The 12,704-nt window shown below is 39.1% G+C and carries 5 protein-coding genes; all 5 read right to left on the bottom strand.

Going from position 1 to position 12,704, the window contains the following annotated elements:
• Position 1: 1 nt before the first annotated feature.
• From L2567_RS01120 to L2567_RS01100, 5 genes are read right to left on the bottom strand one after another with little or no spacing between them, the layout of a single operon-like run.
• On the bottom strand, positions 2–2,686 hold the full coding sequence (locus L2567_RS01120; RefSeq protein ID WP_235295841.1) for a TonB-dependent receptor: 2,685 nt from the start codon (positions 2,684–2,686) through the stop codon (positions 2–4).
• The gene (locus L2567_RS01115; protein ID WP_235295840.1) at positions 2,676–4,154 is read right to left on the bottom strand and encodes an FG-GAP repeat domain-containing protein; all 1,479 of its coding nucleotides are present in this window, start codon (positions 4,152–4,154) and stop codon (positions 2,676–2,678) included. Before L2567_RS01115 ends, L2567_RS01120 begins: the two co-directional genes overlap by 11 nt.
• On the bottom strand, positions 4,138–6,174 hold the full coding sequence (locus L2567_RS01110) for a CRTAC1 family protein (RefSeq protein WP_235295839.1): 2,037 nt from the start codon (positions 6,172–6,174) through the stop codon (positions 4,138–4,140). Before L2567_RS01110 ends, L2567_RS01115 begins: the two co-directional genes overlap by 17 nt.
• Positions 6,171–9,197 (bottom strand): VCBS repeat-containing protein, encoded by a 3,027-nt coding sequence (locus L2567_RS01105; RefSeq protein WP_235295838.1) that lies wholly within the window; start codon positions 9,195–9,197, stop codon positions 6,171–6,173. Before L2567_RS01105 ends, L2567_RS01110 begins: the two co-directional genes overlap by 4 nt.
• Positions 9,184–12,648 (bottom strand): VCBS repeat-containing protein, encoded by a 3,465-nt coding sequence (locus L2567_RS01100; RefSeq protein WP_235295837.1) that lies wholly within the window; start codon positions 12,646–12,648, stop codon positions 9,184–9,186. The genes L2567_RS01105 and L2567_RS01100 overlap by 14 nt, the downstream gene beginning before the upstream one ends.
• Between the last annotated feature and the right edge of the window lie 56 nt (positions 12,649–12,704).

Raw genomic sequence — 12,704 nt, 5'->3', positions numbered from 1 at the left:
CTTAAAAGTTAAAATTATAAGTTAGGGATGGTATGGGTCTGGCTAAAATACTTAAACGATTAGCAACCGGACTTTGGAAGGGCTTTTGTGTAAAAAATACGGAGAATGCATTTCGACGTCCATATAGATTGTAAACAGAGAAAGTCCAACTGCTGCGCCACTTTTGATCTTTTTTATGAGACTGTTCCACAGTGTATGAAAAATCCATTCTGTGATAATCAGGAATTCTAAAATTATTTCTGGAACCATATACGGGTATGTTTCTGACATTTCCGACAGAAATATTACCGGTTGGGGCTGAGACAGGCCTTCCACTGCTATATACAAAATTTACGGAAGCATAACTTCTTTGAGTGATTTGAAGGGTCGAGATCAGACTTAAATCATGTGGGCGATCATAATTCGATGGAAACCAATTGTTGTTATTGATTCTTTCTCGCGGGAATATGCCTTGAGTTTTTGATTCTGTGCGGGAATAAGTATAGGACAAGCGACCCGTAATTCGGCCGATATTTTTCTTAATGGAAAATTCAACGCCGTAAGCCCTTCCTATGGCATTCAAAAGTTCTGTCTCGACAAATGGATTGAGAAAGAGTTCTGCTATATCTTTGTACTCGATGGTATTTTTAATATCTCGATAAAAGACTTCCAGAGAATTTTCCCATTTGTTTTCATCTAGACTAAGAAAGTATCCTAATGAATAATTGAAAGCTCGAATAGGGTCAACGTAAGTATTACTAGCATACCATAAGTCTACTGGAGTGACCGATGTTGTATTGAAGAGCTGACTGATGTATTGATTGGTGATATTGAAACTCATTTTAAGGGAACTTATAGGAGAGGTGATTACCTTCAACGAAGTTCGGGGTTCAAATGCATCAAAAAACTTGAGGACCTTATTATTACCTACAGTTTTAATATCCTGAACATTCTCTCGTATCCTTTCTTCTCCCTCTTCATATATTTTGATTTCTCCGGGTCCAAGATTTCGAAACTGGCTGTAACGCAATCCAGCTGTCAAACTGATATAATCGCTTAAATTTTTGGTAAGGTCAATGAAAGCAGCAACTTCAAGTCCTTTTTGAGGATCCAAATCAAATTCTGTTTGAGAGGATTCATCGGTTAAAGGTGCTATACTTCCAGAAGCAATGTTATAGTGATTGATCTCCAATCCTGCAAATGCATTAAGAGTCAAGAAATCATTCAATTGTAAATATGGTTTCAGCTTGAAATTGCTTATACCATTAGAATAACTGAAACTTGACCCCACTGTTGGATCAATTAATTCGCTCAAATAATTGGAATATGAACTTTTCACTATAAGTGAGGTCCCAGGATTAAATACGTAGTTAAAATTGGCGCTTCCAGCCGTGGTTCTCCAATTAAAATCAAAATTGTCATCAAATTTGAACCTGTCGTACGAATTATAGGCTGAAAGTTTCAATTTACCTTTGGAACCTAATCTGAAGGTCAATTTTGCATTACCATCATAAAAATTTGCCCTGCTTTCTCTTATTTCAGCAACTCTTATGCTGGAAAATATATAATCAGAAAACGAGAATCTCCCACCCAACAGGAGTGATACTTTCTCGGGAATGATCGGCCCTTCGAAAGTAAGTCTAGAAGAAATGAGCCCTAGACCTCCTGTTCCCTTCCATCTGGTAAAGTCACCTTCTTTTAACTCTACGTCCATCACCGAGGCCACTCTTCCACCAAACCTTGCTGGCAGACTGCCTTTATAAAGCTCTATCGACTGTACAACATCGGGATTAAAAAGCGAGAAAAGCCCAAGTACATGAGAAGCATTGAACAATGGAATGCCATCTTGTAAAATAAGATTCTGATCCACTGATCCTCCCCTGATATTAATGCCACTGGAACCTTCACCTACCGTCGAAACTCCCGGAAGTAATAAAAGAGACTTAATCACATCTGCCTCGCCCATAAGAGCAGGAACTCGTTTGATTTCTCTTGCACTTAAAGCTTCCAATCCTATTTCTTCTCTCGTAATACTATTTTGACCAGCGCTGGCACTGATAGTGACTTCTTCCAGGGTGACTGCTTCTTTAGACAAAGCTATTTCGACTCTTCCTGGTCCGAAAACATTGAGTTGAATGGTTTTCGATAAATAACCTAAGTAATTGATGTCAATCAAATAATTACCAGTCCCGAGCGAAAGCTCTACTATTCCTATCTCGTCGGTGATGGAGGCCTGATCACTTTCTTGAACTATAGCCGTAACACCGATCAAACCATCCTTGAGGTTGTCATCATAGATGTAGAGTTTGATCTCATGTTCACCTACTTTTACAATGTTTTGTGGATCACCTACAGCATAGGATTCAAATTGAGGTTCATTCTCGCGAAGGAGCTCATTTTCAGCTTTTACACTAACTTCTTTGATTTCTCCCTCTATTATATTTTCGGGTCCGATAATGATGTGACCTTCATTATACTTGAAAAAAACAAGTGTAGTGTTATTGAGCAATGCATCCATATTTTCTTCTAAAGAATGATCAGAAACATTTTCCAATAATGCTACTTGGCTGGGTTGAAATTTCTTAGGGCAATGGATTTGAACATTGAATGCCTTTTCCAGGACTTGTTTTGCTTCTTCATACTCTATCTGACCATAAATAGGGTTAGCAAATATCAATGTAAATAAAAGCAAGAAACTAGTCTTCATAAATACACCTGTTGTTTTCCTCCATATATGAAGACCATTTAATTTTATCATTAGGATTGTAATGATACTCATTTCGAATTACATTAAAACCTAAAAACTCGTGGAATATTCTTGTATTTTCCGCAATGATACTAACCAAGTCTAAGTTATTATCCCCATCAAGATCGCCAATCCATGGGGTTGAGCTAATATTTTTACCAAATCCGGAAGTCTCAGCAAATATGGAAATAGTATCCAGATCAAAAATATAAAGAGAGACCAGATTATAGGTAGTATTATAACGACGGCAATCAAAATCGTTGATGTATAGCAGCGCCTCATCTTGAGGATCTTCGTCTATATTCATTGACAAAGGAGATGAAAATCCACTACATCCAATTTCGTAAGTTTTGTCGATTTCACCGGTTTTACCATCCAGGAAGTACTGTTTTGACCCTGTGTTCCTGGGCCATTGTCCTAAAGCACCAGAAATAAAAATATCCAGATTTTCGTCGCTGTTGAAGTAACCCACGGTGGCTTGAGCATTCAATTCTACTCCTTCCAGATTTTTTTCCCAGCTTAATGCCAGATCATTTTGGCCGTCAAATAAACAGATTGACCCTCCATGATTGATCGCTAAGAGATCCTTGTAACCGTCGTTGTTGAAATCAGCAATCAATGGCGGCGCAATAAAGCCATGCTGATTATTATAGCTTCTAAGCAATTTGGCTGACTGCAAGCCTGATTCCAAAAAGTCATCCAGTTCAACTCTGAACAGATTACCTGAAATCGTCTCACCTCCCGTTCCAAAAATAAGTGTCTGGTTTCCATCATGATCAAAATCGTATAGGACAGGAGACATGTAGGACTCCTTGCCATCTGGCATGGTATCCAGATGAAGAATATTTCCATTATAAGAATTCAGAACCAACAGCACTCCAGGATAACGATTAAGGCTGTCATATGGCGCCGCATTGACGTTTCCACTGTTTAGAATTAAGATATCTTGTAAATCGTCATTGTTCTGATCATCAATGAAAATGGGATTATAGAAATTAAACCGGGCCAGCCCTTCCGGACTGTACTCGTCACTAGCCTTCTCATACTTCCAGATCCGATGACCATTGTTTCCATCAAGGGCATAAAGGTTTAAATCTCTACCTGAAATAATGACATCTGGAGTTTCATCACCATTAATATCCTGGAAAATAGGGCTTCCATACATTTGATCAGTTGATGGTGCTGTCCATAGCGTATCTCCAGACGCTCCATTGACAGCTATTACGCCCATGCGACAATCCTGAAATTCATTTCTGCCAGCACCCAGGACGATGTCAAGCACCCCATCCTGATTCAAATCCACACATTTCGGTGAAGAATTAGATCCGATTATAGGCAAATTTAGCTTCCACGAATCCAGCTTAGCTTCTTTCTCACACGAGATGACAAGAACCATCACTAAGAAAAATAAGCTATTGCAGTTTCTCAATCTCACAAATTTGTTTATTCACTTTATACTTGCTGTTCACTTGAAGGTCAACAAAGGTACAATCTGATATGTTTATGGAATCAATTTTTGTTGCTGTTCCCAGGCCAATTTCAAGCCACAAAGAATTGTTGCCAAAACTTCCTCCAGTACTCACCGTTCTCTGTACGCTAAATCCAGGCGTATATACGGATACTCTGCTACCGGGCAATAATCCACTTAGTGTGATCCAATTTCTGGGAGTACTCTTATTTTCATATAGGTAGTTCATGAACACATCTCCCTGAACAGCACCTCCAATGGTATGAAAAATATCCTGATCGCCGTCATTGTCAAAATCTCCAAAAGAGATGCCATGACCTTTCTGGATCATTCCTAATCCTGAGTTAAAGGTTTCATCAGTAAAGTATTCACCGTTTTGGTTGATAAAAAGTCTGTTAGGCATGATAGCCCACATATTGAACTCACCTGTTCCAAGGTAAATATCCAGGTAACCGTCATTATTTACATCACCGTAATTGCCACCCATGGCAAAAAGTTCTTTATTAAGCCCTACTTCATTTGTTACATCTGTAAATTTACTCCCGCCTTCATTTCTATATAACCTGGGATGTGAGAAAGCGACCGTATCGCCCATAAAGTCCTTAATGGACTCATCGATCATCCTTCTTTTATTATCAATATTGTAGCCTCCCACAAATAAATCTTCCCAACCATCGTTATTGTAATCAAAGAACCAGGTCACAAAGCTGTTGATCGGTGAAGCAACGCCAAAGATTTCTGTTTTGTCTTCAAATTGAAAGTTATCCTTATTAAGATACAGTTGATTTTCATCTCCTAAAACTGAGATGTAAATGTCAGAAAGGCCATCATTATTTACATCGCCCACACTGATGCCTTTTACAAATCCTTTGCAATTTATCCCTGACTGTTCCACCTGTCTGAAATGGGCACCTGTATTTTCATAAAGCCTGACGGATTTCCGCTCCGATCCCAGGATCAAATCAAGTTGGCCATCGTTATTAAAATCGCTAAAGGCAGCGGTTTGAGTGGGTTGGTAAACCAATATGCCCCATTCCTCAGTTCGATCTATGAAAGTATGGTCACCTTGATTGATGAGAAGGGATGGAGGGAGGTTTCCAAATGATTCAAGCCACCCACCTCTTAGGATAAGTATATCCTGAAAGCCATCGCCATTGACATCACCGTGAATCAGATTCAATCCTCCGGTGATACCATTGAGAAAAGCCTTTTTCGTATGATCCTTAAACGTCCCATTTTCATTGACATAGTATCTTACGTTATCGTTAAGATGATAGGAGGTGACAAACAAATCAAGGTCCCCATCATTGTCGAAATCCTCCATAGAAGAGCCGCCTGCATGACCCATGCTTGCATCCTGAAATGTATTCACAAATTCAATTTCAGAGTTTTCGCTAAGATTCAAATTGATATAGTGTTCCTGAGGTATCATTTCTACTGATCCAATGGCTCTGGCTGCAATATTCAATAGCCACTTTGATTCAACATCATTGGGTTTGAATTTCAACATTTGAAGAAGAAGCTCTACCGATCGCTGACCAGACCGTTTATTAGTATGGATCGTGGATTCTGTGAAAGGCAAAGTACATGCATTTTTTCCAGATTGATGAAAACAGTTTTCTTGCTCAGCCTTTCTCAGATAGGCCAAGGCACCTAACCTAAAATATTCGTAATTTCTATTCGTAATATCCGTTATAATGATATCTTTAATGACATCTATAGCTTTCTCGTTTTCTCCTGCTTTTAGGTATTCATAAGCGGTTTCATACCTTAACTGTACAGGGATATTGGATGGCAAATCATGCAATTGTTCAGCTAGTAAATCTGCTTTTAATTCATTTTGATACGGATGGTTGGCATCTGTTTTTGTGTTTTGATACAAATTCTTCAACCTATCAATTGCGGATTGATTTGGATTTGGCCTTTCTTTTGTGCAGGAAAGAAAAACGAAGATCACCATCACAAAAAGATGTAGCTTCATCTTACAGTTACAATTTGATTTTCGTCTTTACCGATGAGAAGTGTCCCTTCAGAGTAAAAGATAGATCTAATATCACCTTTGATCCTGGGGAAAGAAGAACTGATGTCAAGCCAATGATCTGTATCCCATTTCAACCAGGACCCAGTAGACCCATTAAAACTTCCCCAAAATTCCCTGCCGTATGAAATGTTACCTCCCATAAACAAGGTATCGCTGAGGAATGAGGCTACTAAAACCGGAGCCCTATCGATCTGATTAGGAAAGGTGTCGATGCGATGTCCTTGTTCACTTGATGTCAGATAAAGGCTGTGGGTATGGTCCGAATTGTAAATCCTGGATTCTTCATTTAAAAAAGTATCTATTGTTACTTTGGTATATCTGGAATAGTCGGTATAATCCTTCTTAAAACGGGGTACCTGGCTGATTAACTCATCTTTTAGATCGAGAGGAACCAATGTGCCTTGTCGATTATAATTAAAAAATACAAGAGGGTCTATAGTGCCGTTTTGATCAAAATCCTCAGCAATCATTTTAATAGGCCCCGTTTGAAAATTAGTATTGGTCCCTATATTTCCTAAAACTACATCATCGATGCCATCATCGTTGTAATCAGAAACAGCAATGGTAAAAAACAGTCCATCCGAGGTTCCGGCATAATTCAATTTTGGTTGAGATATCAGCTCACCCTTGTTGTTTGCAAATACGGCAAGACCCTGCCAATGGCCTGTAAGCAGTAAATCCTTGTATCCATCTCCATCCAAATCAGCCCATGCTGCATCTTGCGGTGCAAAATCGTAGCTTAATTTTTTAAACTCCCAGCCATTCTCACCATGATTAACAGCAATCATATTATCATAATGTAGGGGATATTGACCATACTTGTAACTACCACCCAGAAAAAGATCATTATCGTTATCAAGATCATAATCACAAGAGGTGAGAACAGAATAGTTGCCTATGATTTGATCAAAGGCCGAATCTACGGGTTTCCCGGATCTTTCAATTAATTGCAATGACCCAAGCGAGTCACTACGATGATATGCTCCTTTAGAAAGCAACCATAAATGATCGGAAATCTTTGCTGCCGCCGTTACATCTTGAATAAGACTACCTCCTATATGTAAACCCTCTCCGGTAATGATCATATCCTCATTCACTATCTTAGGAAAATTATGGGTATAATCGGTCAAAATGGTAGTCTGCAGATTAGCGTCGAAATTAATGGGTGTCAGTCGGCCGATGGTATCTATCTGCAGATCATTGATCAATTCCGAAGAAGGATAGGCAAATGGTTCTCCCTTCATGTCGTTGAGGGTAATCTCTGTGGGAATTTGATTACCCTTTAAGGTCTCAGATTTTAAATTTGGATAAATAATCTTAATGCTGTCAAAATCTGAGGTTTGCGTAAATAGAAGTTCATAAGGACTTGAACTCATATAAGAAGTATGTGGAAAGAATTCTTTAAAACTGACCTGATCTTCTTTGTAGGCATAAACCTTGGTACCGATCAACGCGGACTTATCAAACCGAATGGTCAATTTAGCAGGCACAGACGTGTTGTTTTCGATGATGAAGGCTTGTTGATTTATATTATTCGTAACAATGTCCAAATCACCGTCTTGATCCAGGTCCACTGCGATAGCGCCATTAGAGAAGGATGGATTATCTAAGTTCATGGCGGCAGTCTTTTCTTCAAAATTCATCTGGCCTTGATTCTCGAAATACACGTTCGGGATCCTGACGATTGGTATCTCATTTAAAATGTCCGCTCGATTTAAAGACATATTTCGGTTGGCCTTATAATTTATGAAATCAAGGTCCGTAATATCCTTTGGAAAGCCGTTGGTGACGTAAATGTCAATGTCTCCATCGTTATCAAAATCTTCCATAAGCGGTGACCATGACCAGTCTGTTGCGAAAACGCCTGCTTGATAGGCCACTTCAGTAAAAGTACCATCACCCAAATTACCCTGGAGCATGTTTCTGACATTCTGCTCTTGATAGTCAAATTTTTTATTATTCAAAACATTATTGTATTGACTGCTTGAATTCAATTTCTTCAATCGTTCATTGTTCAAAGCCAACATGTCCAGGACGTAAATTTCCTGGTCTCCATCATTGTCCAGATCTGCAGTATTGACACCCATCGAAAACTTGCTTTGCTTAGAAAGCCTTTCTGCGATTTCATTTTTAAAAGTGCCATCTCCCTGATTGATGAAAAGCAAATCATTGGTGATGTAATCATTGGCTACATAGAGGTCTGGAAAGCCATCATTGTTGAAATCCGAAATGGCCAATCCTAAGCCATAACCTTCGATAACGATTCCTGCTTCCTTACTGACATCCGTAAACTGATTGTCTCCATCATTTCGAAACAGCTGATCGTTATTAGGCGCATTGCCATCGACTTGTTTCGTGCGATAATCCGTAGGACTGACCAGGTCCAGAACGTTGTTTAGGACATAGAGGTCGAGGTCTCCATCCAGATCATAATCGAAAAATGCCGCATGAATACTGTGCTTTCCGCTTTCGATTCCGTATGTCTTTGCTTGTTCATTAAAAGTAGGAATCCCTTGATCATTTAAACCTTGATTTATAAAGAGTAAATTATCGGGACGTTCGTTGGTATTAAACGAGGTCACACTAACATAGATATCCATCCATCCATCGTGATTGATATCGACTATACTTACGCCGGTACACCATTTGCCTGAAGCGCCTACCATACTTTGTTTAGAGACATCCTCAAATTTCAGATTCCCTTTGTTGAGATACAGTGCATTGTCTACCAAATTGCCTGTAAAAAATAAGTCTTGTAGTCCGTCATTATTAAAGTCTCCTGCACCTACGCCACCACCATTGTAGATGTACTCATAGGATAAAATATTGATGATGTCAGAATCCGGGATTTGATTATTGAAAGAAATACCGGTCTTATTAGCGTTCAGAAATCCAAAAGGCTCAGATTTCTTATTGCATGAGAGCAAGAGCACGACACAGACAACTACACTAAATGTTCTCATTAGGAAAAATTTTCACCTCTTCTCCCAGAAAATTGATGGTATAAAGCTCTGCCACCTTTTCTTTGTCAAAGAAAAAGTGTTTGCTGTTTTGCGTGCTATACCCTTCGCCGTAGTAATATTCACTAATTTTCACATCCCCGGTTATATCAATCTGTTTGACCCTAAAAACATCGTTTGGAAGTAACACTGAAGACAGCGTAACGTCACTTGAATACAAAAGGAACTTGTCATTATTTCGGGCAATGATATAATATGGTAAATCAGTATCATTTCTTTTAAACTGAGCTATACCTCTCGTATTTCCAGGAGCATAAAAGTTGGTCGATGATGCCGGAGCGTCTAGAAAAGTCTTATTCCCTTGGTTCAGGAGCACAGAGCCAATTCCCGCATCTGTTCTACCAGATAAGACCTCTGTGCCATAATCGTTTCCTACGGTAATGATATCGGTCATTCCATCTGCATTCATATCCATGGTAGCGATGCCGTGAACACAACTGAACTGCACAGAATATGGAAGATTTGTCATCTTGAATTGATGATCTCCTTCATTCCATAAAATCATACTCTCCAAATGATGGACCTCGTAAGTTAGCATGCCTGAGGTATCCAATGCTTCCAGAATCTGATCGGTGCTGGCCTCTGAATAGGAATTATAGGTTTGGAATACTTTACTTAGACTCTTAACCTGTTTGGTCAGATCATTTCTTAAGTTATATGGTTTATATTTTCCATCAACATAGTGACTGGTGATGATATCCAGACTCTCATTTCCATCAAAATCCTTTGCATACATTTTAATGGGATGCAGGCTGTCTAATCGAAGTTTGGTATTCAGTCCCTGATTTCCTAATATATAATCGATATCACCATCCATATCTAAATCAGCTCCGGTAATACTGTTCCAAAGCCCTGATGAATTGGGAAGGATCACCTTAGTAAATGATTTTCCATTGTTGTTCACAAACAGGTGAATCGGCATCCATTTTCCTACAGTAATCAAGTCCGGCCAGCCATCGTTGTTGACATCAGTCCAAACGGACGATGAAATCAAGTGGTGTTCTGGCTTAAATTGCAGGTAGCTGTCTACTTGGTTGGTGAATGATCCGGCTTCATTTATTAACATTTGCGGTGAGGAGGCCAGGGGAAATTTTGCAGAAATGGAGTGTCCTCCTACGAATATATCCAGGTCTCCGTCCTTGTCAAAGTCTGCCGCAGAGCACATCGAAGAGCCTTCCGAGGGGTCGACCTTTAAGGATTCTTTCCTTAGCTTGAGATTACCTCTTCCGTCATTTATGTACAGTCGATTTGAATATACGGTGTAATCATTAACCTCGGAAGAGCCTAGTGTCAGAAAGAGATCGTTGTCCGAATCGTTATCGATATCCAAGATTAGAATTCCCGAGATATCCGTAGTGGGAACATCTAGATCCTGAAAACCAATCTTGCCATCGTTATCTTGCATACCAATTTTAGTTGCGATATCTCTGTTCCCACCTATGACGATATCATCGATTAAATCACCGTTTATATCGCCAACGGCTATAGCGGGTCCTCCCTCAGATTCAAGGGATTGTATTAATCCTTGGATATCAAAATCATAAAACCTTCTTTCTGTGTGAGCTATACTATCAATCAGAGCTAAATCTGCACTGACGAACATTTGATCATTATAACTCTGTGAAGATCGGATTCGGTTAGGTATATAATTGATGGTATCCTTTTGATTAAGCTTCACCTCACTTTCCAATTGAATAGCGCCGTCAGGCCACACTATTTTTATCGAATCAGGCCTGGAACTACCCAGACCAAAATGCAAAGCACTTTGAGAAGTCGAACAGTAACCTCGATTAGGTTGATAAATCTGATACTGGACTGCGTCATCATGATATAAATATACCTTAGTACCGACTTTTTCAATATTGTCTAAATTTTCATGTAATTCGATTTGTATGAAATTTTGGGTGGGTTCAGAGGTGTTTTCATATAGAAAAGCATAATCGTTGATATTCGAAGTGATGATGTCCAGGTCACCATCATTATCCAGATCTGCATAAGCAGCACCATTAGAATAAGAGGGTAGGGTGTCGGTCCACTTAGCGGAAACATCTTCAAACTTTAAGTCACCCTGATTTTCAACGAACACATTTGAAATTTTAACACTGGGAATAATATTTAAGAGCTTCTCCGTTACCGAAAACATGACATTGATTCCCGAATGGTAATCACTGAAATCCAGGTCTGTAATGTCACGTGGAAATCCATTCGAAATAAAAATATCTTTGAGGCCGTCATTGGTCAAATCTTGCATTAATACACTCCATGACCAATCCGTATTGTACAAGCCTGTAATCATTCCAATGTCGGAAAAGTGGCCGGCACCTCTATTGATCTGGAACACATTTCTTGCGTACTCCAGTTCATAGTCTTTGTTTAACATGATGTCGTAGAAGTAGTGATTGACTCCTCCAAACATTCTCTTCATTCTTGCGTCTTCACGTGGAAGCATGTCCAGAGTGAAAATGTCATCCAAGCCGTCATTGTTGATATCGGCAATATCATTGCCCATCGACGAATAACTTTGGTGCTGTAAATATTTACCTACCTGATTTTCGAAAGTGCCATCCCCTTGATTGACGTATAAAAGGTCATTCGTCACAAAGTCATTAGAAATATAAAGGTCTTGCCAGCCATCTTCATTGACATCCAAAAGGGCTATACCTAATCCGAAACCAAAATCTAGTATATTGGCCTCCTTGGTTACATCTGTAAATACTCCGTTGTCATTTCTCATCAGACGATCGTTAGAAGGGGAATCTCCTGATCGGTTTTTACGCTGTAATCCGCTGGTTTTGGGAATATCCAATTTATTATTGAGGATATATATGTCCAGGTCTCCATCTTTATCATAGTCGAAGGCGAGGCTATGGGTCGAGTAATCTTTCACATCCAGTCCGTATGAGGCAGCTTTATTTTCAAATATTGGTATACCTTCACTGTTTAATCCTTGGTTGATGAATAGTATATTGGCTCTTAGACTATCGTTATCGTGATAGGTGGTAGTGACATATATATCCAGCAAGTCATCACCGTTGAGATCTACTACATTTACCCCTGAGCACCATTGTCCGGAAGCACTGACTCTAGCCTCTGCAGTAATGTCCTGAAATTTCAGATCACCCTTATTGAGGTATAATTTGTTGTCGACTATATTTCCTGCAAAAAAAACATCCTCAAGACCATCTTGATTAAAGTCGCCAATTCCTACGCCGGCTCCATTGTACAAATAGTTATGTATGATGATATTTTGCTGATTGGTCTCTTCAATTAAATTGTTAAATTCAATACCTGACTTCTTAGCCTCTACAATGTTAAATCTGTATCCATCCTCCGAATGATTACAACCACAAATAAAGATTAACAAAAGAATGAAAGAAAAATTTAAGATCTTCATAAGTACAAAAATAAGTTGAAAACAAAAAAGAGACAAATCGTTCGAAATGTCTCTTT

Origin of the sequence: Portibacter marinus (assembly GCF_021533195.1) — a bacterium.
Classification (GTDB): Bacteria; Bacteroidota; Bacteroidia; order Chitinophagales; family Saprospiraceae; genus Portibacter; species Portibacter marinus.
Note: the sequence above shows the minus strand (reverse complement) of the source record. Positions and strands in the feature narration are given on the sequence as shown.

Coding starts and splice junctions, on each gene's coding strand:
- L2567_RS01120 (WP_235295841.1), bottom strand. CDS start 2,686: ATGAAGACTAGTTTCTTGCTTTTATTTACATTGATATTTGCTAACCCT.
- L2567_RS01110 (WP_235295839.1), bottom strand. CDS start 6,174: ATGAAGCTACATCTTTTTGTGATGGTGATCTTCGTTTTTCTTTCCTGC.
- L2567_RS01105 (WP_235295838.1), bottom strand. CDS start 9,197: ATGAGAACATTTAGTGTAGTTGTCTGTGTCGTGCTCTTGCTCTCATGC.
- L2567_RS01100 (WP_235295837.1), bottom strand. CDS start 12,648: ATGAAGATCTTAAATTTTTCTTTCATTCTTTTGTTAATCTTTATTTGT.